Genomic DNA, 25,101 nt, shown 5'->3' on the forward strand with positions numbered 1-25,101 from the left:
TCACATCCGGAAGACGCCGAAGCCGTCGGCGCCCTCGATCGGGGCATTGTGAATGGCGGACAGGGCCATTCCCAAGACCGTGCGGGTATCGCGGGGATCGATGACGCCGTCGTCGTAGAGGCGACCCGACATGAACATGGGCAGCGATTCGGCCTCGATCTGCGCCTCGATCATGGCGCGCATCCCGGCGTCGGCGGCCTCGTCGAACGGCATACCCTTGGCCTCGGCGGCGGCCCGGCCCACGATGGAGATGACGCCCGCCAGCTGCGCACCGCCCATGACGGCGGATTTCGCGCTGGGCCAGGCGAAGACGAAACGCGGATCGTAGGCGCGGCCACACATGCCGTAGTGGCCCGCGCCGTAGGACGCGCCCATCAGCACCGAGATGTGCGGGACCTTGGAGTTGGAGACGGCGTTGATCATCATCGCGCCGTGCTTGATGATGCCCTTCTGCTCGTACTCCTTGCCCACCATGTAGCCGGTGGTGTTGTGCAGGAACAGCAGTGGGGTGTTCGACTGGTTGGCGAGCTGGATGAACTGCGCCGCCTTCTGCGCCTCCTCGGAGAACAGCACGCCGCGCGCATTGGCGAGGATGCCGACCGGGTAGCCGTGCAGTTCCGCCCAGCCGGTGACCAGGCTGGAGCCGTAGAGCGGTTTGAACTCGTCGAAATCGGAGCCGTCCACCACGCGGGCGATGACCTCGCGCGGGTCGAACGGGATCTTGAGGTCGGTGGGCACGATGCCCAGCAGTTCCTCGGCGTCGTAGCGCGGTTCGATGATCTCGGTGCGCGGGCGCGGGGCCGGGCCCCGCTTCTGCCAATTGAGCCGCTTGACGATCGAGCGTCCCAGCCGGATGGCGTCCTGCTCGTCGGCGGCCAGGTAGTCGGCCAGACCGGAGACGCGGGCGTGCATATCCGCGCCGCCGAGCGATTCGTCGTCGGACTCCTCACCGGTGGCCATCTTGACCAGCGGCGGCCCGCCCAGGAACACCTTGGAGCGCTCCTTGATCATGACGGTGTAGTCGGACATGCCGGGGATGTACGCGCCGCCGGCGGTCGAGTTGCCGAAAACCAGTGCGATGGTGGGGATGCCCTCGGCGGAGAGGCGAGTCAGGTCGCGGAACATCCGCCCGCCCGGCACGAAGACCTCCTTCTGGGTGGGCAGATCCGCGCCACCGGACTCCACCAGTCCGATGACCGGGAGGCGATTCTCCCGGGCGATGTCGTTCATGCGCAGGTTCTTGCGCAGCGTCCACGGGTTCGACGTGCCGCCGCGCACCGTGGGATCCGGTGCCACGATCATGCATTCGACGCCCTCGACGATGCCGATGCCCGCGATGACGCTGGCGCCGACATGGAACTCACTGCCCCAGGCGGCCAGCGGGGCCAGCTCCAGGAACGGCGAATCCTCGTCGATGAGCAGTTCGATGCGTTCGCGCGCGGTCAGCTTGCCGCGCTTGCGGTGCCGCGCCATCTTGTCGGGGCCACCGCCCGCGATGTTCTTGGCGTACTCGGCCTCCACCTCGGCCAACTTTTCGCTCATGGCCTCGGCGGCGGCCCGGTAGTCCGCCGAATTCGGGTCTACGGCGGTGCGCAGTGTACTCAAGACTGGAACCCCAATCGCTTGGCCGCAAGGCTGGTCAGGATCTCGTTGGTGCCACCGCCGATACCCAGGATGCGGACATCGCGGTAGTGGCGCTCCACCTCGGACTCGCGCATGTAGCCGAGTCCGCCGAAGAGCTGAACCGCCTGGTGGGCAACCCATTCGGCGGTCTCCACGGCGGTGTTCTTGGCGAAGCACACCTCGGCGATGAGGTCGGTCTCGCCCTGGGCCGCGCGCTCCACCACATGGCGGGTGTACACGCGGGCGACGTCGATGCGGCGCGCCATCTCCGACAGGGTGTTCTGCACGGCCTGGCGGCTGATCAGCGGGCGGCCGAAGGTCTCGCGGTCGCGGCACCATTGCAGGGTCAGGTCCAGGCAGCGCTGCGCGTGCCCGTACGCCTGCGCGGCCAGCCCGACCCGCTCGCTCACGAAAGCCTGTGCGATCTGGGCGAATCCGGAGTTCTCCGCGCCGACCAGGTTGGACACCGGCACCCGCACGTCCACATAGGACAGCTCGGCCGTATCGGAGGCCAGCCAGCCCATCTTCTCCAGCTTGCGACTCACCGTGAAGCCGGGCGTGTCCTTCTCCACCACGAGCAACGAGACACCGCCCGCGCCGGGACCGCCGGTGCGCACGGCCGTCACGACGTAGTCGGCGCGCACGCCGGAGGTGATGAACGTCTTGGCTCCATTGACAACGAATTCGTCGCCGTCGCGCACCGCGGAGGTGGTGAGATGGCCCACGTCCGACCCGCCGCCGGGTTCGGTGATGGCCAGGGAGCCGATCTTCTCGCCCGCCAGCGTGGGCCGCACCCAACGCTCGATGTGCTCGGCATTGCCGGCGGCGATCATGTGCGGCACCGCGATACCGCAGGTGAACAGGGAGGCGAACAGACCACCGGAGCAGCCCGCGTAGTGCATCTCCTCGCACACGACGGCGGCGTCGATGCCGTCGCCGCCGGAGCCGCCCACATCCTCGGGGAACTGGATGCCGAGCAGGCCCAGCGCGCCCGCCTTCTTGTGCAGTTCGCGCGGGATCTCGCCCCGGCGTTCCCAGTCGTCCAGATAGGGCAGCACCTCGCGATCGGCGAAACCGCGCACGGTGGCGCGCAATTCGCGTCGCTCCGGAGTGGTCCAGGGGTTCACGTAGGTCATGGGAGCAACTCCACGGGGATCTCGATGTGCCGGGCGCGGAGCCATTCCCCGAGCCCCTTGGCCTGCGGATCGAAGCGGGCCTGATAGGCCACGCCCTGCCCGAGCAGGCCCTCGACGATGAAGTTCACGGCCCGCAGGTTCGGCAGTACGTGCCGGGTGACGGGCAGTTTGGCGGTCTCGGGCAGCAGCAGGCGCAGTTCGTCGACGGTGAGGGTGTGCACCAGCCAGCGCCACTGCTCCTCGGTGCGCACCCAGACGCCGATATTGGCATTGCCGCCCTTGTCGCCGGAGCGTGCCAGTGCGATGGTGCCGAGCGGCACGCGACGGGTCGCACCCGCCGGAAGCGGCTGCGGCAGTGCGGGTTCGGGCACCTCTGCCAGCTCGATGGTCTGTGCGGCGGGCGCGATCGCCACCTGCGAGCCGTCCGGCAGCACCGCGGTGTGCGCGACGTCGTTCGCGTCCACATAACCGGGGGTGAAAACGCCGTAGGGTGAACCGTTTCCGGGCGGCGCGGTGAGCGAGAAGCCCGGGTAGCTGGCCAGCGCCAGTTCCACGGCGACACTGGAGAAACCGCGACCCACCCGGTGGGGATCCGGGTCGCGCACCACGCACTTCAGCAGGGCGCTGGCCTGTTCCTCGGTGTCGGCGTCGGGGCGGTCCAGGCGCGACAGCGTCCATTCCAGTTCAGCCGGGCGCACGGGCAACCAGGACTCCAGTTGCCGTTGCGCCAGTTGGGCTTTGGCCTCGATATCCAGGCCGGTGAGGATGAAGGTCATCTCGTTGCGGAAGCCGCCGATGGTATTGAGCGATACCTTGAGCCGGGGCGGCGGAGCCTCGCCGCGCACCCCGGAGATGCGGACCCGGTCCGGACCCTCCTGGGTGAGCGCGATGGTGTCCAGGCGGGTGGTCACATCCGGTCCGGCGTAGCGCGCGCCCTGGATCTCGTACATGAGCTGGGCCGCCACCGTGTCCACCGTGACCGCGCCGCCGGTGCCCGAATGTTTGGTGATCACGCTGCTGCCGTCGCGGCTCACCTCGGCCAGCGGGAAGCCGGGGCGGTCCATCTCCGCGATCTCGGTGAAGAGGGCGAAGTTGCCGCCGGTTGCCTGGGTCGAGCACTCGATGACGTGTCCGGCCACCACGGCTCCGGCGAGCGCGTCGAAATCCGCTCGCCCCCAGCCGAAATGCGCCGCCGCCGGACCCACCACCAGCGCCGCGTCGGTGACCCGGCCGGTCACCACCACATCGGCCCCGGCGGTCAGGCATTCGGCGATACCCCACGCGCCCAGGTAGGCATTGGCGGTCAGCGGTGTGCCCAGTCCCAGTTCCGCGGCGCGCGGCAGCAGGTCGTCGCCGGTCACGTAGGCGACCTTGGCGTCCAGGCCCTGCTCCCGCGCCAGTGCGTCGATCGCCTGCGCCAGTCCGGCCGGGTTGAGCCCACCGGCATTCGTGACGATCTTGACGCCCTTCTCCAGCGCGAGCCCCAGGCAGTCCTTCAACTGTTTGACGAAGGTCTTGGCGTAGCCGAGGTTCGCGTCCTTCATCCGGTCGCGCCCGAGAATGAGCATGGTCAGCTCGGCCAGGTAGTCGCCGGTGAGAACGTCGAGCTCACCGCCCTCGAGCATTTCCCGCATGGCGCTGAGCCGATCGCCGTAGAAACCGGAACAGTTGCCGATGCGGATGAGCTCCGGATCGGCCGCGAGCTGACTCATCGCGGGCCCTCCTGTGCGCGTGTCGGCCGCGGCCTCGCCGCCGCGGTCCGTTACAGGGTCACATTCGATCCATAAAAAATCAAGCACGCCCGCTTGTTAATCGGCAGCGTTCATCTTTGCGTTTGCTGTTCGGATGCTGAGGGGGTTCGCGACGGACCGGGCGGTCGGCAGGGCAGACTGGGCGCGTGGCCTCGATTCTTCTGCTCGCCCTCGCCGGATTCCTGCTCGGCGGCGTCTACAGCACCTGGAAGACCGCCCGGCCGCTGGCCATCGCACTCGGTGTATGTGCGGCACTGGCCGTGGCCGGGGCGATTCTCTGGATGAATTGACCGAACCGGCCGATCCCGCCCCGGCCGTGCGCCGCGGCGACAGTGGTTCGCCGGGTACACCCCCACATGGGCTCGGCGCGCGACAGCAGGCGCACCCCGACCAGCCCGACAACGCTCGCCCGCGCACCGAATGTCCCGCGGGGCGGGGAGCTTATTCGGGATCGAGCCGGTAGATGCGCAGATCCTCCGGCACGCCGCTCAGCGGTGCGGCGAAGAAGCTGCGCCGGTACGGCTTCGGCACACAACCCAGCTCCGCCAGCGTCTCGGGCTCCAGGGCCGCCAGGGTGGCATGCGAGAGCATGGTGTTGCCGTTGCCGCCCGCCTCCATGACCCGCGCCGCGATGGTGACGTCCACCCCCAGCCAGTCACCGCCCAGCTCCCGCGGGGTGCCGGTGTGCAGGCCCACGCGCATCTGCGGTGTGTAGCCGTTCACGTCGACGCGCGCCAGGTTCCGCTTGGCCGCCACCGCCGCGCGAACCGCCCGGTCCGGGGACGGGAAGACCGCCATGACGCCGTCGCCCATGCGCTTGACCACGTGGCCGCCACGCTCGCCGATCGGCGGCTCGATGGCCTTGGCGACGCGGCGCAGCAGCTCCAGGGTCTGCTCGTCACCGGCCGAGAGCGACCAGCTGGAGAAGGCCACCAGATCGGTGAACATGATGGTGATCTCCGCGGTGCCGCGCCCCTTGCCCATGCGCTCCAGCACCGCCTGCCAGACCTGGAGGGCGCCGAGGCCGAGTTCGCGTGCGGCGCTGGGGGAATCGCCGACCAGCTTGTCCGCGGCCCGCGCCACCGCGCGTACCCCGCCCGGTCCGGAGACCGACAGCGGATCGCCGAAAGCCGGGTCGCCGGGCAGATTCTCGCGTGCCCGGCGAATCACACCGATGAGATCTCCCCGCTGATTGGCCGCGGAGACGAGTGCCGAGAGTTGGCCGGAAAGGCGAGCCATGGGCCGTCGGTCCGGTTCCGCACCGTCGGTGGGAGTCAAGGGAATCACGACGTCGGGGTCGATGCGCGGTCCCCGGGCACGCGACGGCTCCCCGAGGCCCTCCGAGGACCGGGGGCGACCCTTACCCTTACCGTCCGCACGGTCCGCGCCGGACGCGGATTCACTGCCGCCGGAGGGTCGTTCGCTCACGCCCCGAGCGTAGCCCAGCATCGGCTCCGCGGTGGATGAGTCGACATCTGTCACCCATGGATGAATGGCTGCCACCTGTCACCTCCCTATCGGTGCGAGCGGCCACTTCGTCGGGCCCGCCCGATGGTGCGAGTGCCGTGGTTGCTGTTGCGATGCTACCCAGCGGTCAGGACAAGAGCCAGACCTTTCCGCATGGAAGCGAGACTGTTCACAGGCCGTTTTCATCCCCGACACCCCACCCCCCAGCCCCAACACAACACCGGCCCGACGCGGAGTTCGCGTCGGGCCGATGCATCCGTCGACCGGGCAGTGGCCGACGGTCCCGGGCAGGGTCTCGGTGGGGCTAGGCGTCGCGCTTGTTCAACGTGACCAAAGCAGCCCCGAACACAATTGTGACAAATGCTGCGAAATACACCAGGCTCCCCCAGGGGCCCCAATGCCAGTTCGCGTTCGACTCGGTCAGGGAGAAGAACCGCTGTCCGTTGGCGAAGGGCAGCAGCGGGCCCACATTGCGGCCGAAGCTGCCGAACGCGCCCAGCAGCGGTTCCAGGATCAGCGGCCACAGCACGATGATCGAGATGGCCGCCGCGGACTGCCGCACCAGCACCCCTACGCCGACCGCCAATACGATGCTGAGCAGGGCGTACAGCGGGACACCCAGCAGTGCCCGCCACTGCGCGCCGGTGGACAGGTCCAGGGTCGGTGACGTCCCGTAGATGGCGCGGGAGATCAGCAGGGCACCCACGCAGAGCACCGCGGTCAACAGTGCGCCGTACACGGCGAGCAGCGCGGTCTTCACGACGATCACGGTGCTGCGCTGTGGCGTGGCCAGGAATGTGGTGCGAATGATGCCGAATCGATACTCACTGGTCACCGAGAGGGTGGCCATGATCATGAGCACCATGACGCCGAAGCCGCTGACTCCGCCCACCGCGACGGCCACATCCATCTGCACCGCGTCGGGCGAATCCTTCGCCGTGCGAGCGATGAACGCGATGAGCGCCGCCAGGCCGAGTCCCAGCGCGACCACGACCGCCGAACACCACCAGGGCGACCGGGTCGAGGTGAGTTTGATCCGTTCCGCAGCAAGCACTCCCATCAGAGCGCACCTCCCATGACCTCGTCGATTCCGGCGCCTTCGCCGTGGTACTCCACCGCGTTGCCGGTCATCCGCATGAACGCCTCCTCCAGCGACGCCCGCTGCGGGGCCAGCTCGTAGAGCGTGATGTCGTTGGCTCCGGCCAGCTTTCCGACCGCATCGCTGGTCGCGTTGGCGACCACCAGCGCCGGGCTGGCCGGATCGGCGCCGTCCTCGCGGACGGTCATGCCATTGGAGGTGAGCAGGCTGCGCAGCTGATCCAGTTGCGGACTGCGCACCCGCACCGACGACTCCGAGGCGCGCTCGATGAACTCCTTGGTGGTGGTGTCGGCGATGAGCCGGCCGCGGCCGATGACCACCAGATGGTCGGCGGTCTGCGCCATCTCCGAGAGCAGGTGGCTCGACACCAGCACGGTGCGGCCTTCCTGCTTGGCGAGCCGCTGCATGAACCGGCGGATCCAGAGGATGCCCTCCGGGTCCAGGCCGTTCACCGGCTCGTCGAACAGCAGCACCTTGGGATCGCCGAGCAGCGCGCCCGCCAACCCGAGCCGCTGCGACATGCCGAGCGAGAAGCCGCCCGCGTTCTTGTCCGCCACCTCGGACAGGCCGACCAGTCGCAGCACCTCCTCCACCCGGGAGGCGGGAATGCCATTGGACGCGGCCATCAAGCGCAGATGCGAGCGAGCCGAGCGGTTCGGATGCACCCATTTGGCATCCAACAGCGCACCGACCTCGGTCAGCGGCCGCTTCAGCTCGCGATACCGCTTGCCGTCGATCAGGGCGGTGCCGGACGTCGGCGTATCCAACCCCAGGATCATCCGCATGGTCGTCGACTTCCCGGCCCCGTTCGGGCCGAGGAAGCCGGTCACCTGCCCGGGCCGGACCGAGAACGACAGGTCCGACACCGCGACGGTCTGGCCGTAGTGTTTCGTCAGGCCCCTCAGTTCGATCATGCGGCCCAGTCTTCCCGAATATTCGAGCCAGCACTATCGACCGGAGGTCGCGCGTCCGGTCATCCTGCCGGATGAGTGGGACCCTGAGCCCACCCGACCACGGCTGAACAGGATGGGATGCCACCGTACGCTGTGCGGGCTCCGCGGACGCCGCCGATGAAAGCGCAGGTGGTGTGCCCGGAGATCGGGTGGTGTCTCAGCGGGACGGGGAGGAGGCTCGAGCCCAGAAGCGTTTGGGGATGCGGCCTGCTTCGCGGGCGAGCCAGCCGGCTTCGACGGCGTGTTTCATGGCGGTGGCCATGCGGGTGGGGTGGTGGGCTCGGGTGACGGCGGTGGCGAGGAGGACCGCGGAGCAGCCGAGTTCCATGGCCAGGGCGGCGTCGCTGGCGGTGCCTATGCCGGCGTCGAGGATGACGGGGACGCCTGCGGCGGCCACGATCATTTCGATGTTGTGCGGGTTGGAGATGCCCAGGCCGGTGCCGATGGGGGAACCGAGGGGCATGACGGCGGCGCAGCCGGCGTCCTCGAGGCGGCGGGCCAGGACCGGGTCGTCGGTGGTGTAAGGGAGGACGGTGAAACCGGCGTCCACCAATTGTTCGGCGGCGGTGACCAATTCGATGGCGTCGGGGAGCAGGGTGCGTTCGTCGGCGATGACTTCCAGCTTCACCCAGTCGGTTTCGAGGGCCTCGCGGGCGAGTTGCGCGGTGAGCACCGCCTCGGCGGCGGTGCGACAGCCCGCCGTATTGGGTAGGGGCGCGATCTCGAGGCGCTTCAGCAGGTCGAGTACGCCGGTGCCGCCCGCGGCGTCGACGCGGCGCATCGCCACCGTGGTGAGTTCGGTGCCCGAGGCGAGCAGGGCCTCCTCCAGCACGGTGAGACTCTCGGCGCCGCCGGTGCCCATGATCAGCCGCGAGCCGAAGGTGCGGCCCGCGATTTCCAGGGGCGCGACCGGGCTAGCCACCCTGCACCGCCGTCAGCACCTCGATCTCCCAGCCGCGACCGACCGGCTCGTCCCAGCGGGATTTGGGGAACAGCGCGCCGTCCACCGCGACGGCGACGCCCTGACAGGGCAGATTCAGCGTGTCCAGCAGGGCGCGTACCGAAATCGGTTCCGGGAAGGTGTGATCCTCACCGTTCACGGTGATGCCGATGGGAATTGCGGTCATTGCTTACCTCCAGCGAAGTGGGGTTCGGGCACCCGGAAACGGGCGGGTGAGGCGGCGCGCGCCGCGGGCAGCTCGGTGTCGGCGAGCAGAGCCAGCACGGCGTCGGCGGTGACCGGGACACCCAGAATTCCATTGCGGCCGTGGCCCAGTGCGGCGATCACCCGCTCGTCCAGGTGGCCGATCAGTGGCAGGTTGTCGGGGGTGCCGGGGCGGGAACCCGCTGTGGCCTCGGCGAATTCGTACTCGCCCACCCCCGGGAAGATCGCCTCGGCGTCGGTGATCAGGTCGCGCACTCCCCCGACCGTCACCACGGTGTCGAATCCGGCCTCGTATTGCGTCGCACCCAGCACGAGGCCGTCCGGGCGGGGCACCAGATAGATGGGGCGGCCGTGCACACGGGCACGGACCACGCGGTTCGGTGGCGGCGGGGCGCTCGGGCGGCGGCGCAGGCGCAGGATCTCACCCTTCACCGGACGCACCGGCAGGTCCGGCCACAGCCGCGCGGACGCACCGGTCGCGAGCACCATGCGGTCGTGGGGCAACTCCCGCAGCGCCGCGACCTCCTCGGCCCGCACCTCGACCCCCGCGACGGCACACGCCTCCCGCAAGGCTGTCACGAGCGTCCGGTTGTCCACCGCGGGTTCGGCGGGCGACAGCAGCCCCGCCCGCACTCGCCGATCCAGACCGGGTTCCGCCGCCCGCACACCCGCCCGGTCGAGCAGGCGCAGTGCACGACCCGCACTCGGGTTCGTACCCGTTGCCGTCGCGTGGGAGTCTGTGAGTCTCGCGTTCACCCAGTCGGCGATCGTCCGCAGGTCCGCGGCGTCGGCGGCGTCGAGGGCGACGGTCAGGGTTTCGGCGGCGGTGAAGACCTCCGCGCCGGTGACGGACTTCAGGCGGGCCGCGAAGTCGGGCCAGCGGGTCAGAGAGGCGGCTCCGAATTCGAGGGCGGCGTCCTCGCCGGGCCAGCCCTCGGAGAGCGGGGCCAGCATGCCGCCCGCGACCCAGGAGGCACCCGATCCGACGGCGGGGTCGTACAGGGTGACCCGCCAGCCGGATTCGGCCGCCCGCCACGCCACCGACAGCCCGATCACGCCGCCACCGACGACGGCCAGGGTCCGCACCAGATCCACCTCACTCGGCCCCGCACGGGGGCCACCTACTCGGCGCGGTCCGGGCCCGGAATTCCGTCACGGTCACCCGCGACTCGCGCCGCCTCGTTTCTCGACTACCCACGGTAGCGCGACACCCACCCACCCCCGCACGAACCCCGCGCCCACCAGCCGGTCGGCCCCGGCGGCAGCGAGGACCTGATACGCACGCACTGTCGAATTGGCAGCCTCCGGGCGTGCGACTACCGTCGAATGGGTGCAACCCTCCCATCCGAACCGGCCCCTGCCTCCCCGGGAGCGCCTGGCGAGTGCGCGCCTGTACCTGTGCACCGATGCGCGCCGGGATACCGGGGATCTCGCGGCGTTCGCCGAGGCGGCGCTGGCAGGCGGCGTCGACATCATTCAGCTGCGGGACAAGGGGTCGGCCGGGGAGAAGCAGTTCGGCACGCTGGAGGCCAAGGCCGAGTTGGGGGCGTTGGCGGAGCTGAAGGCGGCCGCGCGGCGGCACGGGGCGCTGGTGGCGGTGAACGACCGCGCCGATGTGGCCTTCGCGGCGGGGGCGGATGTGCTGCATCTGGGCCAGAACGATCTGCCGCCCTGGTACGCCCGCCATATTCTCGGCCCGGACGTCGTGATCGGCCGTTCCACCCACAATCGCGCCCAGGCCGGGCTCGCCGCCATCGACGAGCACATCGACTACTTCTGCACCGGCCCGGTCTGGAACACCCCGACCAAGCCGGGCCGCACCGCCTCCGGTCTGGAGCTGATCCGCTCCACCGCCGAGGCCCATCCGACCCGGCCGTGGTTCGCCATCGGCGGAATCGACGACCAGCGGCTGCCGGAGGTGCTCGCGGCCGGGGCGACTCGCGTGGTGGTCGTGCGCGCCATCACGCACGCCGACGACCCGGAGGCGGCCGCTCGGGCTCTGAAGCAGCGGCTGCTCGACAACGCCGCCCGCTGAGACCGGCGGGCGACGCCCGTGATTCAGCCGTAGAGCTCGACGAAACGATCCAGCGAGCGTTCGATATCGCCGCGCAACGCCTTGGCGACCACCGACCCGATGGGCCCGAACAGCGGCGCGCCGCCGAGTTCGAAGTTGGCCGTCACCTTCGACCCGGACCCGGCCGGGGCCACGTCGAGTCGGATGCCGAATTTGGTGCCGCCGATGCCCGCGCCGGTGAGCACCAGGCGGCGCGGCGGCTCGGCGGTCTCGACGATCCAGGTGACGCGGTTGCGGAAGCCCTTGACGGTGGCCACGCCGACCAGCCGGGTGCCGGGGGTGAGGTCGTCGGGCACGGTACCGCGCCACCCCTCGTGCAGGGTCAACCACTTGTCGAGTTCGGGCAGGTCGGAGGCGCGGGCCCAGGCCAGGTCGGGCGCGATGGGGACGTCTACGGAGACCTTCAGCTTTGCCACGTACTGGATGGTATCTGTTACATGACGTAGCTCTAATGAACGGGTGTTGTGAAATCGCCTACCCGACCGCCTCCAGCCGGATGGGGACGCCGTTGAGGTGCGACATGCCCGCCAGCCGCTCCACATCCGAGACATCGGTGGACATGAGGTCGTTGACATTGGCTCCGCCCGCGGCATTGGCCCGCCGCCAGCCGCCCCGGTGCCCCCATCCGTGCGGAATCGCCACGGCACCCTCGGTCATATCCTCGCTGAGCCGGGCGACCACCTCGATGGAACCGTGCGCGGAACTGACCCGGCACCGCTCCCCATCGGAGATCCCCGCCGCGGCAGCGTCTTTGGGATGGATCCGGGCGGCATGCTCACGATCCCCGCGCATGAGCGCGTCCACATTGTGCATCCACGAGTTGTGGGATTTCAGCTCGCGCATGCCGATGACCCGCAGCGGGTACTCGGGATCGACGGCGGGCGGCACCAGGTCGCGCAGCTCGGCGATGATCGGCTCGGGAGCCAGCCGCACCCGACCGCCCCTGTGCCGCACCACGTCTCCCAGCACCCCGGTGTCGATGTGGTCGGCCAGCACCACCCCGTGCGGATGTCGGCGCAGCATGCGCAGACTCACACCGCCCCGGCGCAGCCCGAACCAATCGCCGTACGGCCCGGTGCGCAGGGCCAGATCGACCAGCAGGGTCGGACTCGGCCGGGCCGCGCGGCCGCCCGGAACCCGATTTCGCAGCGCGCTCAGCAGCCGCCCCGCCGGGGACGCGGGGCCCACGGCGAAGGGCTGCACGCCGATGCGCAGCGCGATGTCGTCGATGATCCGCCACTCCTCGCGCGCCTCACCGTAGGGCTCCACCACCCGCTCGGTGTACTGCGTGTACGGGATGGGCGAGAGCGCGGTGAAGGGCAATGGAACATCGTCGCGCTCCAGGAAGGTGGTGGCCGGGAGAATGTAGTCCGCCAGGCGATTGGTGTCGTTGACATAGAGGTCGATGGCAACGAACAGATCGAGTTCGCCCAGTGCGGAGGCCAATTCGCGGCCGTTGGGCACCGACAGCACCGGATTGCCCGCCGAGGTGAACAGCGCCCGCAGCTGACCGGGTCCGGGCGTGGTGATCTCCTTGGCCATCACCGCCGCCGGGAAGGTGCCGAGCACATCGGGGAAGTCGCCGATGCGGGAACGGTGCTTGCCGTACCGGATGAACCCGAGCCGGGCGTTCAGCCGCGACACCGCGACCAACTCCTTGCCGAACACCGAGCCGCCCGGCGCGTCGAGATTCCCGGTCACCAGGGCGAGCGCGTCGATGAGGAAGGCCACCAGCGTGGCATGCCGCCCGAGGCAGGAACCGGTGCGTCCGTAGACGGCCGCCGAGTCCGCGCGCGCCAATTCCCGGGCCAGGGCGCGCACCCGATCCGGCTCCAATCCGGTTGTCGCGGCGGTGCTCTCGGGCGTGAACTCGCGCACCGCCGCCCGTAGCTCCCGCACGCCCGCCGCCTGTCGGCGCAGCGCCTGCCGGTCCTCCAGCCCCTCGTCGAAGATGACCTGGAGCAGCGCCGCCAGCAGCCAGGCGTCCGTGTCCGGACGCACCCCCACGTGCTCGAACAGTCGCGCCGTCTCGGTGCGCCGCGGATCGACCACCACCACGCGCCCACCGCGCGCGGTGATGGCGAGCAGCTTCTCGCGGATTCGCGGCGCGCTCATCGCACTGCCGTGCGACACCACGGGATTGGCACCGATCATGAGCAGGAAGTCGGTGCGGTCCAGATCCGGCACCGGCGCGGTGGTCATGGAGCCGTACAGCAACTCACTGGCCACGAACCGATTGTTGATGTCCTGCGATCCGGCCGAATACACGTGCCGCAGCCCGGCCGCGAGCTGGAAACCCACCATCCACAGGGTGTGCGAGTACGAGAAGGCCGACGGATTGCCGAAATACCAGCCGAGCGCCTCGCGGCCGTGCGCGCGGATCACCCCGCGCAGCCGCTCGCCGATCTCGTCGAGCGCCGTATCCCACGACACCCGCTCGAAATCACCGGACTCCGTGCGCCGCAACGGATACAGCACCCGATCCGGGTCGTTCTGGACCTCGCTGAACGCGATGCCCTTGGGACAGGCGAATCCGCGCGAGAGCGGATGCTCCCTGTCGGCTCGCAGCTGGACCAGCCGACCGTCGGAGACGGTGGCGATCAGCCCGCAGAGCGGTTCGCAGATCCGGCAGAAAGTGGCGATCTCACGGGTGCTGCTCACCCCTCAAGACAACACCTGCGCCAGCGTGAGCAACAACACATTTTCGGCCAGATTCGGGGCCTTCGGCATCGACTCGCTGATCCGCGCCGCGGGCTCGCCGTCGCCCTCGGTATGCAGCCAGACGAACCCGTGACCGGCCAGCTCCAGGGTGCGGGGCAGCGCCGCGGCAACCGCCGAGATATCGGACAGCCCGGTGAGGGTCACCCGCTTCGGCGTGGCGCGCAGGGTCGGCCAGGCGGCGGCGAAACCGGGGTGCAGTGGTCGCGCCGGCACCTCGTCCTCGGGCACCCAGGCCAGCGCCGTGCTCTCGGCATTGCCGCGGGTGCGCAGGGTTTCGGCGGCATCGGCGACGACCGTGGTGTAGGTCCATCCGCTGGGCGCGGTGGCGGTGACCCGGCAACCGCGCACCCGAATGGACGCGGCCGGGATGCCCGCCTCCTCCTCGGCCTCGCGGACCGCCGCATGCACGGTTGTCTCGTGGCTGTCGCGCGCGCCGCCCGGCAGCGCCCAGGTGCCGCCCTGATGACTCCAGGCCGCGCGGTGCTGGAGCAGCACCGCCGAGCCGCCGCCCGCCAGTGGGGCGCGCAGCAACAGTCCGGCAGCGCCGAATCGACCCCATTGGCGGGTGCCGTCGGGGCTGTCCGCCCAGCCGTCGCCGTCACCGCGCATCCGTCATGTCCTCCACCTGGTCCACGCCACGGGCGGCGACCCACGGAAAGGTGTTCGCCGCGCGCGGCACAAGACCACAATATGCTCAATCGACCGATAGCAGTGGAGCGATCGTTTCCGGCCCGTGGGAGGTGAGCATGGCTCGCATCGAGCAGCAGCGGCTCGACGAGCTGTCGCCGCGCGCGGCGGCCGCCCTGGTGCGGGAACGGCTCGACACCACCGAGCTGCGCGCCTTCGCGCGCTCCTCCCCCGCCAAGCTGATCGCCATCGGGTTACTGCTCCTGGGATTGTGCGCGGCGGCCGGGGCGGTCACCGCGACCGGCGTGAACGATCGGCAGCATGCCCTCGACGCCCTGCTCGAGCAGGCCGAACCGGATGCGAATTCGGCGCAGCGGCTCTACACCGCGCTGTCGATGGCCGACGCCTCGGCCGGAACCGCCTTCATTTCCGGCGGTCTGGAACCGAAACCGGTGCGCGAACAGTACAGCCGGGCCATCGGGGAGGCGGCCGCGGAACTGGTGACCCATTCCAACTACTCCAGCGCCGACGACACGCAACTGCGCACCGGCATCGCGAGCGGACTGCCCGTGTACACCGGACTCATCGAGACCGCGCGGGCCAACAATCGCGCCGGGCAGCCGGTGGGACCGGCCTATCTCAGCGAGGCGTCGCATCTCATGCAGGCGACGCTGCTGCCCATGGCCCAACGGTTGCAGGAGAACCGGGCGGCCGCCATCGGCGAGATCCAGCGCACCCATGTGCGCCCGCCGTGGCCCGCCATCGCACTGCCGCTGCTGGCGGTGGCGGCGCTCATCGCGGCGCAGCTGTTCCTGGCCCGGCATTGGAACCGGGTCCTCAATCCCGGTCTGCTGCTGGCCACCTGCACCATGGTGATCCTGCTGGCCTGGACGGTGGCGGCGGGCGGCATCTCCGCGGTCGCGACCACCGATGCCCGGGACAACGGCTCCGGCCCGACCGCGACGCTCACCGAGAGCCGCATCCTGGCCCAGCAGGCCCGCACCGCCGAAACCCTCAAGCTGGTACGCCGCGACGCCGGGGGCGACTACGACCGCACCTACGACGCGGCCATGAGCCGGCTGCGCGAGCTACTCACCGGCTATCCGTCACAGGCGCCCGCCGCCACCGAGATCACCACCGCGGTCGGCGCGCTGGACCGCTGGCGCGCGGCACATCAGCGGATGAACGAGGCGCTGGGCCGCGGCGACTTCATCGGCGCGGGGGCGGTGGCCACCGGGCCGGGAGCCGATGAGGCGGGCGCGCAGGTGGCGGCGCTGGACCGCGCGCTGGCCGATGGCATCGCCGCCACCCGTGACGCGCTGCGCCAGGACACCGCGCACGCCGCCCGGGTCCTCGATCTGCTGGCTCCGGGCGCGCTCGTACTGGCCACCGCGGCGGCCGTGCTGGTGGCGGCGGGCCTGTGGCCTCGACTACGGGAGTACCGATGAGACGCCGACTACTCCTGCTCACCCTCGCGGCGCTGGTGGCCGCCGGATGCCACGGCGAGGACAGCGCCGCACCGCCGCCCACCCGGGTACCCAGCTTCACCGATCCGCCACTGCCGTCGGGAGCCGTTGCCGCGCAGCCGCATACGTCCCCGCCACCGGAACAGGTCACCTGCTCCGATCCGACCGCCAGCCTGCGCCCGGACGGACGCGGCGGCCCCGCCGTGGACGCCATCCGCGCCCGCGGCCGCCTGCTGGTCGGGCTCGACCCGGGCAGCAATCTGTTCAGCTTCCGCGATCCCGCCACCGGCACCCTGTCCGGCTTCGACGTCGGCATCGCGCGCGAGATCGCCCGGGACCTGCTCGGCGATCCGGAGAAGATCGAATACCGCATCCTGGGTTCGGCCGACCGGGAACAGGCGCTGGCCGAGCACACCGTGGACGTGGTGGTGAAGACCATGACCATCACCTGCGAACGGCGACAGCGGGTGTCGTTCTCGACCTCGTATCTACAGGCGCACCAACGGGTGCTGACCGTGCGCGACACCGGCATCGGCGGACTGGCCGACCTGGCGGGGCGGCGGGTCTGCGTGGTGGGCGGCACCACCTCGCTGGACCGGATCCGCCGCCAGCAGCCCGCCGCGTCCCTGCTCACCGTGCCGAGTTGGGCCGACTGCCTGGTGGTGCTGCAGCAGCGGCAGGTGGACGCCATCAGCACCGACGACACCATCCTGGCCGGACTGGCGGTCCAGGATCCGCTCACCGTCGTGACCGGGGAGGACCTCAGCACCGAGCAGTACGGCATCGGCATTCCGAAGGATCGCGACGATCTGGTGCGCTTCGTCAACGGCACCCTGGAACGCATTCGCGGCGACGGCACCTGGGACCGCCTCTACCAGCGTTGGCTGGCACCGCAACTCGGCACCGCCGCCATCCCCCCGCCGCCGAGGTACCGGGACTGAGCAATGAGCGAACCGTCCGAACACCAGCGGGGCAGCGACGACGCACCGACACCCGGCGACGCCGAGGAGGGCGCGACGGAGGCCACCGTCCGCCCGGCGCGGACGGAACTCACCTTCCGTGCGGCACCCGCCGACGAACCGGGTGGCAATACCGAATACGCAACCCGCCGAACACCATCCGGCGAACCCGGCGGCGACACCGAATACGCGTGGCGTGGGAAACGCGCGGACGCGGGCGGTGGCGGCACCGAACTCACGCCCCGGCCGGCCACCGGCGAGCCCACGGGGTCGCCGGGCACCGTGGCGGTCGGCAGGACGCCGGACGGCTGGGACGGTACCGAGACCGCCGACGCCACCCCCGGCCGCACCGAGCCACGGGTGCCGACGCGACCCTCACAGCGCAGCGGCCGGATGACCCGGCCGCGGCCCACGGTGCGGAGGCTCGGGGCCGGGCTGGTGACCATTCCGACCGTGGAACCGGTGGACCCGGCCGAGGTGGTCATGCAGGATCCGGTGGTCGCCGAGGGCCGCCGCTTCTGCTGGCGCTGCGGCAAACCCGTGGGGCGGGCGACCCCGACCCGGCCGTCCACCACCGCGGGCACCTGCGAGACCTGCGGTGCGCCCTACGATTTCCGGCCCAGCCTGCATCCCGGCGACCGGGTGGCGGGCCAGTACGAGATCCAGGGCTGCCTGGCCCACGGCGGACTGGGCTGGATCTACCTCGCCATCGACCGCAATGTCAGCGACCGCTGGGTGGTGCTCAAGGGCCTGCTGCACGCCGGGGACACCGAGGCGCAGGCGGTGGCGATGGCGGAGCGGCAGTTCCTGGCGGAGGTGGTGCACCCGAGCATCGTCAAGATCCACAATTTCGTGGAACATCCTGGCCCGGACGGGAATCCGGTCGGCTACATCGTCATGGAGTACGTCGGCGGGCGCTCGCTGCGCAATCTGCTCGACGCGCGTCCCACCCCGGAGCGCATGCCGGTCACCGAGGCCATCGCCTATGTGCTGGAGGTGCTTCCGGCGCTGGACTACCTGCATTCGCTCGGCTTGGCGTACAACGACCTCAAGCCCGACAACATCATGGTCACCGAGGACCGGGTGGAGCTCATCGACCTGGGTGCGGTCGCCGCCTTCGAGTCGTATGGAAACCTGTACGGCACCAGGGGTTTCCAGGCTCCCGAGATCCCCCGCACCGGTCCCACGGTGGCCTCGGACATCTATACGGTGGGCCGCACGCTCGCGGTGCTCACCCTGAACATGCCCATGCAGCAGGGCGCGTACTGCGACGGCATCCCGAACCCGGACGAGCAGCCGGTGCTGGCGCGCCACGAGTTCTTCCATCGGCTGCTGCTGCGCGCCACCGATCCCGATCCCGCACGCCGCTTTCCCACCGCGCGCGTCTTCGCCAATCAGCTCACCGGTGTGCTGCGCGAGATCCTGGCCGTCGAGACCGGCACCGAGCATCCGCAGCTGTCCACCCTCTTCAGCCCGCCCCGAACCTGTTTCGGCACGGCGGAATACGTGGCGCAGACCGATGGTCTGGTGGACGGCCTGGAACGGGACACCCTGCTGCGCGCCCGCGACGTGGCAGCGGCGTTGCAGGTGCCGCTGATCGATCCGGCCGACCCCTCCGCACCGCTGCTGGCCGGTGCGGCGCACCCGGAACCCCGGCACGCCCTCGACGAACTGCGCCACGCCCGCCAGCGCGCCGGAGCCGAACCCGGCGGGGCCCCGGCCAGTTTCGAGCTGGAGGTGACCCTGGCCGAGGCGCGGGCGCATCTGGATCTCGGCGAACCGGCCGCCGCCCGCCTGCTGCTGGACCGGCTCGGCGACACCACCGCGCCGCCCGCCTCGGACTGGCGCATCGACTGGTATCTCGGGGTCGCCGAACTGCTGGACCGGGACTACGAGCGCGCCTTCGGGCGCTTCGACGCGGTGCTCCAGGCGCTGCCCGGCGAGATCGCACCCAAGCTGGCCCTGGCCGCCACCGCGGAACTCATCCTGCAGCATTGGGATTCCGACGATCCCGAACAGTGGCGCGCGTACGCGGAGCAGTACTACGCCACCGTCTGGCGCACCGACCGGGGCGTGGTGGCCGCCGCCTTCGGCCTGGCCCGCCAGCTCGCCGCCGCCGACGCCATCGCCGCCGCCGTCCGCGCCCTGGACCAGGTGCCCCCCGCCTCCCGCTACTACGCCGACGCCCGCATGACCGCCATCCTGATGCTGCTCACCTCCGCCCCCGTCGACGAGTTGGACGAGGCCACCCTGCACCTCGCGGCCGCCCGCGTCCAGGCGCTGCCGCCGGGCGAGAGCCGCACCGGCCAGCTGCGGGTACTGGTGCTCGGCACCGCCCTGGGCTGGCTGCAGGCGGGCCGCACGCCGAAGTCGCCGGACGCCGAGATCTTCCGCGCCCCCTTCACCGAACGCGAGCTGCGCCGCGGCATCGAAGCGGATCTGCGCGCCCTGGCCCGCACCGCGCCCGGGCGCAACCACCGTTACGCGCTGGTGGACCTCGCGAACGCGATCCGCGCGAAGTCCTGGATCTGAACCGCGGCGGGCGATCGGCACGGCGCGCCACCCGAGCGCGGTCCGAGCACAGCGGCGGCGGAAGTCAACAGAGCCCGTGTCGCGGCGGCTCCGATCGGGGGCAGCCGATCGAATGTGGGCGGAACCGGCGAGGGATGGTTCCGACCCGACCACGGTTGTGCGTGACACGACACGGGCTCTGGTGAGACCGGGACCGGAGGTTCCCGGCTCGGTAACCACTATGCCGGTCGAATTATGAGGGTTTCGTTAAGAAGCGGTTCAGAACAGGCACAGCGGATTCAGCCGACGAGTGCGGCGCTGGCGCGGGCAATGGCCAACTCCTCGTTGGTCGGCACCACCAACACCGCCACGGGTGCGCCGTCGGAAGAGATGCGGCGGGCGGAGCGGTCGCGCACCGCATTGCGCTCCGGGTCGACCTCGATGCCGAAACCGGCCAGCCCCGCGAGCGCGTCGGCCCGCACCCGGGCGTCGTTCTCGCCCACCCCGGCGGTGAAGGTGATGGCGTCCACCCGGCCCAGTGCCACCAGGTACGCGCCGATGTAGCGGCGCAGCCGGTGGATGTACACGTCGTAGGCCAGTGTCGCGGCCGCATCGCCCGCGTCGATGAGGCGGCCGAGTTCGCGGAAGTCGTTCACCCCGGACAGGCCCTTGAGCCCCGAATCGCGATTGAGCAGGTCGTCGACCTGTCCCACATCCATACCGGCGGCGCGAATCAGATGGAAGATGATGCCCGGATCCAGGTCGCCGGAGCGGGTGCCCATGACCAGGCCCTCCAGCGGCGTCAGCCCCATGGTGGTGTCCACCGCGCGCCCGCCGCGCACCGCCGACGCCGACGCGCCGTTGCCCAGGTGCAGCACGATCTGGTTGATGTCGGCGTAGTCGCGCCCGAGGAACTCCGCCACCCGGTGCGAGACGTAGTCGTGCGAGGTGCCGTGGAAGCCGTACTTGCGGATACCGTGCGCGGCAGCGGTTTTGGCGTCGATGGCGTAGGTCTTGGCGGCGGCGGGCAGCTGGTGGAAGAAGGCGGTGTCGAAGACCGCCACCTGCGGCACGTCCGGCAGCAGCGCCCGCGCGCTCTCGATGCCGGTGACATTGGCCGGATTGTGCAGCGGCGCCAGGGTGGACAGGTCGGCGATGGCCCGCACCACCTCGTCGGTGACGAGGGTGGGTTCGTAGAACACCTCGCCGCCGTGCACCACCCGGTGCCCGACCGCGCCCAGGTCCTCGGCGGCGAGGTCGTGGCCGCTCTCGGTGAACAGCTCGAACACCAGCCGCAGCCCCGCCGCGTGATCGGCGATGGGGCCGTCGTGCTCGAATGTTCGTCCGTCGCAGCTGTGTTCGATGGTGGGTGCGCCGTCGCCCACCGACTCCCCGATGCGCTGCACCACGCCGGAGGCCACCACGGTGGCCGTATCCGGTTCCAGCAGCTGGTATTTGATCGAGGAGGACCCGGAGTTGATCACCAGCACCTTCACGACTACGCCTCCCGCTGGGCCTGGATGGCGGTGATGGCCACCGTATTCACGATGTCGGCGACCAGCGCGCCGCGCGACAGGTCGTTGACCGGCTTGCGCAACCCCTGCAGCACCGGACCGATGGCCACCGCGCCCGCGCTGCGCTGCACCGCCTTGTAGGTGTTGTTGCCGGTATTGAGGTCCGGGAAGATGAAGACCGTGGCCCGCCCGGCCACCACGGAGTTCGGCAGCTTGGTGCTGGCCACCGTCGGCTCGATGGCGGCGTCGTACTGGATCGGCCCCTCCACCAACAGTTTCGGCGCACGCTCCTGCACCAGTTTGGTGGCGGCACGCACCTTGTCCACATCCGCGCCCGAACCGGATTCGCCGGTCGAGTACGACAGCATGGCGATGCGCGGGTCGATGCCGAACTGGGTGGCGGTGCGGGCCGAGGAGACGGCGATATCGGCCAGCTGGTCGGAGGTCGGATCCGGCACCACGGCGCAGTCGCCGTACACCAGCACCCGATCCGCCAGGCACATGAGGAACACGCTCGACACGGTGGAGACGCCCGGCTCGGTCTTGATGATCTCGAAGGACGGGCGGATGGTGTGCGCGGTGGTGTGCGCCGCGCCCGACACCATGCCGTCGGCGACCCCCATCTGCACCATCATGGTGCCGAAATACGAGATGTCGGTCATGAATTCGCGCGCCCGCTCCACCGTCATGCCCTTGTGGGCACGCAGCCGGGCGTACTCCTCGGCGAATTCGTCCCGCAGCGGGCAGGTGCGCGGATCGAGCACCTCGGCGGCGTCGATATCCACGCCGAGTTCGGCGGCGCGGCCGCGCACGGCGGTCTCGTCGCCCAGAATGGTGAGATCAGCGATCTTGCGCTGGAGTACGCGACCGGCGGCGCGCAGGATGCGGTCGTCGTCGCCCTCGGGCAGCACGATGCGCTTGCGGTCGGCGCGCGCCCGCTCGATGAGCTGGTACTCGAACATCTGCGGCGTGATCACGCCCGGCGTGCGAACCTCGATCTGCCGCAACAGTTCCGCCGCGTCGACCCGCTCCTCCATGAGCGCCAGCGCGGTATCCACCTTGCGGATGCTCGACAGCGACACCCGGCCGCGGGTCAGCGAGACCGCCTTGGCCGTCTCGAAGGTGCCCAGCTGCGTGCTGATGATGGGCAGCTTCGGTTTCATACCGGCGATCAGGCGCGCGATGGTGGGATCGGGCAGCATGCCGCCGTTCATGATGATGCCCGCCAGCGACGGGAAACCCGCCGCCTCATGGGCGTTCACCAGGGCGAGCAGCACGTCGGCGCGGTCGCCGGGAGTGATGACGGCGATGCCGTCCTCGAGCCGCTCCAGAATGTGCTCGGTGGTCATGGAGCCGACGATCACCCGCAGCGCCTCCCGCTGCATGAGTTCCGGGTCGCCGCTGTAGATCTCACCGTCGATGGCGGCGCACAACTCCTCCACCGTCGGCGCGGTGAGCAGCGGCACCTCCGGCAGCGCCCAGGACGGCACATCGCACACCTTCAGCGCGGCGGCGTCGGCCTCGAGCTGCTCGGGATCGCAGCGGTTGGCGATGACCGCCACCAGCCGCGCGTGCTCGGCCTTCAACTCCCCGTCGCACAGCTCCACCACCTGGCCGAGTTCGGCGGAGGTGCGGCCCGCGCCGCGCACTACGAGCAGCACCGGCGCGCCGAGGTTCACCGCGATGCGGGCGTTGAAGCGCAGCTCACTGGGGCTGGCCACATCGGTGTAATCGCTGCCCAGAATGAGCACGGCGTCGCAGTGCCTGGCCATCTCGTGAAAACGCATGACGATCTCGCTGATGGCGGCGTCCGGGTCGGCGTGCACCTGCTCGTAGGTGACGCCGATGGAGGACTCGTAGTCGTCATCGGCGGTGGAGTGCTCGAGCAGCAGCTCGAGGATGTAGTCGCGCTCGGTGGCCGACCGGGTGATGGGCCGGAACACGCCGACCCGCGGGGTGGTGGCGGCCAGCATCTGCAGTACGCCGAGCGCGATGGTCGACTTTCCGGTATCGCCCTCGGGGGCTGCGATGTACACGGTGGACGGGGCGGAAGCGGCCATGATCACGAGCTTAGCGGCCAGCGTTTCACGCCGCCGTTTGCCGGACCGTAGCCTTAGGCTCGCGGACATGATCGGCGCATCCGGTCTCGATTGGGGACACGAGACTTTCCACAGCCTCTTCTGGATCGCCAAGGCATTCGCCGTCACCGCGCTCGTATTCCTGATCGGCGCGGCCGTCATCGTGCGATGCACCGACTGGGGGCGCATGTTCTGGCGCATCACCGGCGGCTACTTCACCGGACGGGAAAGCTGGCCCGCCTGGGCGCTGTTCGCCGTGGTCCTCCTGCTCGCCGTGTACAGCGTGCGCATGACGGTGCTGTTCACCTACTTCTACAACGACTCGTTCACCGCGTTGCAGCTCGGCGTGCAGGCACTGGTGGACGGTGCCGGCAGCCCGGAGAGCGAGCGGGCGGCGGCGCTGTTCTGGCAGAGCCTGGGCGTGTTCGGGGTGCTGTCGGTGATCCTCGTCGTGATGGGCGTGGTGTCGTACTGGTTGCAGCAGGCCTTCCACATCCACTGGTGGACCTGGCTGAACACCCGTTTTCTGGACGACTGGCTGGACGGTAGGGCGTACTACCGCGGCCGATTCATCGACGAGACCGTCGACAATGCCGATCAGCGCATCCAGCAGGACGTGTACGACTTCGTGGAGGGGTCGTACGCGCTGTGCTTCGGCGGCAATGTCGGGCCGTACAGCATCAGCGGCAACGGTGTGATCGGGGCCGGGCTGTCGCTGGTGTCGTTCACGCCCATCCTGTGGCGCATCTCGGGCCCGCTGGACGTCTTCGGCGTCACCGTGCCCAGGGCGCTGGTCTTCGCGGCGTTCGCGTGGGTGGCCTTCGCCACGGCGGTGGCGTTCTGGATCGCCCATCCACTGATCAAACTGAACTTCTGGTTCCAACGCCGCACGGCCGACTACCGTTTCGCGCTGGTGCGACTGCGGGAGAACGCCGAGAACGTCGCCTTCTACCACGGCGAACGCGAGGAGCGGGGCGGTCTGGACCGCCGGTTCGCGGCGGTGATCGCCAATATGTGGGCGCGGGTGTACCGGCTGCTGCGCTTCTTCGGCTGGAATCTCACCACCAAGCAGGTCGGCGGGGTGTTCACGGTGCTGCTGGTGGGGCCGCGGGTCCTGGCCGGCACCGCCACCCTGGGCGATCTGCAACAGGCCACCAGCGCCTTCGGTCAGGTGCAGGACGCGCTGTCGATGCCGCAGTCCTCGTATGCGGCGTTCACCTACTACCGGGCCACCCTGATCCGCCTGGACGGACTGCGCGAGGCGGACCGGAAGGCGCGGGGGCTGCCGGCGATCGCCACCCGGGAGGCGGCGGCGGGGCTGGAACTGACCGACGTACAGGTGCGCAAACCCGATGGGACGCCGCTGATCACCGATCTGAACCTGCGGCTCGAGCCCGGTGACGCGCTCGTGGTGAAGGGCGGCTCCGGGGTGGGCAAGACGACACTGCTGCGCAGCATCGGCCAACTCTGGCCGTACACCGAAGGCCGGGTGAGCCGTCCGCTGGGCGATGCCGCGCTGTTCCTGTCGCAGCGGCCCTATCTGCCGCTGGGCGATCTGCGCACCGCCATCACCTATCCGGCGGCACCCGAGGTCGTGGACGACGAGACGTTGCGGGCGACGCTGATCACCGTGAATCTCGGGCACCTCACCGACCGCCTGGACGAGGAGACCGATTGGGCGTCCACCCTCTCGCCCGGTGAACAGCAGCGGGTGGCGTTCGCGCGCATCCTGTTGCTGCGGCCCGAGGTGGTGTTCCTGGACGAGGCCACCTCGGCGGTGGACGAGGGGCTGGAGTACACGCTCTACCACCTGGTGCGCACCGAGACGCCGGACACCGTGCTGGTCAGCGTGGCGCATCGCAGCACGGTGGACCGGCACCACACCCACCGGCTGGAGTTGGCGGGCGGTGGGGCGTGGAAGCTGTCGCCGATCGGGGCCGTGCGGGTGTGAGAGCCC

The 25,101-nt window shown here is 70.1% G+C and carries 20 protein-coding genes; 6 read left to right on the forward strand and 14 right to left on the reverse strand.

All coding sequences use genetic code 11. The annotated features are described in order from the left end of the window. From ON31_RS27890 to ON31_RS27900, 3 genes are read right to left on the reverse strand one after another with little or no spacing between them, the layout of a single operon-like run. Positions 1-1,605: an acyl-CoA carboxylase subunit beta gene (locus tag ON31_RS27890; protein ID WP_039817860.1), complete on the reverse strand. Its 1,605-nt coding sequence runs from the start codon at positions 1,603-1,605 to the stop codon at positions 1-3. Then, positions 1,602-2,750, reverse strand: coding sequence for an acyl-CoA dehydrogenase family protein (locus ON31_RS27895; protein WP_039817894.1), 1,149 nt, complete (start codon positions 2,748-2,750; stop codon positions 1,602-1,604). Before ON31_RS27895 ends, ON31_RS27890 begins: the two co-directional genes overlap by 4 nt. Before the next feature lie 5 nt (positions 2,751-2,755). Next, entirely contained in the window at positions 2,756-4,471 is a 1,716-nt protein-coding gene (locus ON31_RS27900; RefSeq protein ID WP_039817863.1) for an acyclic terpene utilization AtuA family protein, read from the reverse strand. A 185-nt stretch (positions 4,472-4,656) separates the two neighbouring features. Here ON31_RS27900 and ON31_RS37350 point away from each other — a divergent pair, with 185 nt between their 5' ends. Then, entirely contained in the window at positions 4,657-4,800 is a 144-nt protein-coding gene (locus tag ON31_RS37350) for a CG2302 family histidine operon protein (RefSeq protein ID WP_162836505.1), read from the forward strand. 151 nt (positions 4,801-4,951) lie between these two features. Here ON31_RS37350 and ON31_RS27905 read toward each other — a convergent pair whose 3' ends face one another. The 6 genes from ON31_RS27905 to thiO form a co-directional block, all read right to left on the reverse strand. Beyond that, positions 4,952-5,749 (reverse strand): adenylate/guanylate cyclase domain-containing protein, encoded by a 798-nt coding sequence (locus ON31_RS27905; RefSeq protein ID WP_051037833.1) that lies wholly within the window; start codon positions 5,747-5,749, stop codon positions 4,952-4,954. 532 nt (positions 5,750-6,281) lie between these two features. After that, positions 6,282-7,037: an ABC transporter permease gene (locus ON31_RS27910; protein WP_039817865.1), complete on the reverse strand. Its 756-nt coding sequence runs from the start codon at positions 7,035-7,037 to the stop codon at positions 6,282-6,284. After that, complete coding sequence (locus tag ON31_RS27915; protein WP_039817866.1) at positions 7,037-7,990, reverse strand: ABC transporter ATP-binding protein; 954 nt, start codon at positions 7,988-7,990, stop codon at positions 7,037-7,039. Before ON31_RS27915 ends, ON31_RS27910 begins: the two co-directional genes overlap by 1 nt. Positions 7,991-8,186: 196 nt before the next feature. Next, positions 8,187-8,951: a thiazole synthase gene (locus ON31_RS27920; protein WP_039817867.1), complete on the reverse strand. Its 765-nt coding sequence runs from the start codon at positions 8,949-8,951 to the stop codon at positions 8,187-8,189. After that, a complete protein-coding gene (thiS, locus tag ON31_RS27925) occupies positions 8,944-9,156 on the reverse strand; it encodes a sulfur carrier protein ThiS (RefSeq protein WP_029932996.1) in 213 nt (70 codons plus the stop codon). The genes ON31_RS27920 and thiS overlap by 8 nt, the downstream gene beginning before the upstream one ends. After that, on the reverse strand, positions 9,153-10,280 hold the full coding sequence (gene thiO, locus ON31_RS27930) for a glycine oxidase ThiO (protein WP_172544777.1): 1,128 nt from the start codon (positions 10,278-10,280) through the stop codon (positions 9,153-9,155). Before thiO ends, thiS begins: the two co-directional genes overlap by 4 nt. Positions 10,281-10,524: 244 nt before the next feature. On the opposite strand from thiO, the gene thiE reads away from it, so the two are divergent. After that, positions 10,525-11,229, forward strand: a complete 705-nt coding sequence (thiE, locus tag ON31_RS27935; RefSeq protein ID WP_039817870.1) for a thiamine phosphate synthase — start codon at positions 10,525-10,527, stop codon at positions 11,227-11,229. A 23-nt stretch (positions 11,230-11,252) separates the two neighbouring features. Here thiE and ON31_RS27940 read toward each other — a convergent pair whose 3' ends face one another. Genes ON31_RS27940 through ON31_RS27950 form a run of 3 tightly spaced genes read right to left on the reverse strand, consistent with a single transcriptional unit; the run spans position 11,253 to position 14,598 of the window. Beyond that, positions 11,253-11,684 (reverse strand): type II toxin-antitoxin system Rv0910 family toxin, encoded by a 432-nt coding sequence (locus ON31_RS27940; RefSeq protein WP_039817872.1) that lies wholly within the window; start codon positions 11,682-11,684, stop codon positions 11,253-11,255. 58 nt (positions 11,685-11,742) lie between these two features. Then, positions 11,743-13,929: a molybdopterin-containing oxidoreductase family protein gene (locus ON31_RS27945; RefSeq protein ID WP_039817874.1), complete on the reverse strand. Its 2,187-nt coding sequence runs from the start codon at positions 13,927-13,929 to the stop codon at positions 11,743-11,745. Between the two features lie 3 nt (positions 13,930-13,932). Next, positions 13,933-14,598, reverse strand: coding sequence for an NUDIX domain-containing protein (locus ON31_RS27950; RefSeq protein ID WP_029933001.1), 666 nt, complete (start codon positions 14,596-14,598; stop codon positions 13,933-13,935). 137 nt (positions 14,599-14,735) lie between these two features. Here ON31_RS27950 and ON31_RS27955 point away from each other — a divergent pair, with 137 nt between their 5' ends. The 3 genes from ON31_RS27955 to ON31_RS27965 are packed head-to-tail and all read left to right on the forward strand — an operon-like array spanning position 14,736 to position 19,573. After that, positions 14,736-16,064 carry a GlnX family signal transduction membrane protein gene (locus ON31_RS27955; protein ID WP_147287009.1) on the forward strand — a complete coding sequence of 443 codons (1,329 nt, stop codon included), beginning with the start codon at positions 14,736-14,738 and terminating at the stop codon, positions 16,062-16,064. Further along, entirely contained in the window at positions 16,061-17,023 is a 963-nt protein-coding gene (locus tag ON31_RS27960; RefSeq protein ID WP_029933003.1) for a glutamate ABC transporter substrate-binding protein, read from the forward strand. Before ON31_RS27955 ends, ON31_RS27960 begins: the two co-directional genes overlap by 4 nt. A gap of 3 nt (positions 17,024-17,026) precedes the next feature. Further along, the gene (locus ON31_RS27965; protein ID WP_081592784.1) at positions 17,027-19,573 is read left to right on the forward strand and encodes a serine/threonine-protein kinase PknG; all 2,547 of its coding nucleotides are present in this window, start codon (positions 17,027-17,029) and stop codon (positions 19,571-19,573) included. Between the two features lie 278 nt (positions 19,574-19,851). Here ON31_RS27965 and ON31_RS27970 read toward each other — a convergent pair whose 3' ends face one another. Both ON31_RS27970 and pta read right to left on the reverse strand, forming a co-directional pair. Then, positions 19,852-21,048 (reverse strand): acetate kinase, encoded by a 1,197-nt coding sequence (locus tag ON31_RS27970; RefSeq protein WP_039817878.1) that lies wholly within the window; start codon positions 21,046-21,048, stop codon positions 19,852-19,854. Between the two features lie 2 nt (positions 21,049-21,050). Further along, on the reverse strand, positions 21,051-23,126 hold the full coding sequence (pta, locus tag ON31_RS27975; RefSeq protein WP_039817905.1) for a phosphate acetyltransferase: 2,076 nt from the start codon (positions 23,124-23,126) through the stop codon (positions 21,051-21,053). Positions 23,127-23,193: 67 nt separating this feature from the next. On the opposite strand from pta, the gene ON31_RS27980 reads away from it, so the two are divergent. Next, positions 23,194-25,095 carry an ABC transporter ATP-binding protein/permease gene (locus tag ON31_RS27980; protein WP_039817879.1) on the forward strand — a complete coding sequence of 634 codons (1,902 nt, stop codon included), beginning with the start codon at positions 23,194-23,196 and terminating at the stop codon, positions 25,093-25,095. Positions 25,096-25,101: the final 6 nt, after the last annotated feature.

Origin of the sequence: Nocardia otitidiscaviarum NBRC 14405 (assembly GCF_000308635.1) — a bacterium.
GTDB lineage: Bacteria > Actinomycetota > Actinomycetes > Mycobacteriales > Mycobacteriaceae > Nocardia > Nocardia otitidiscaviarum.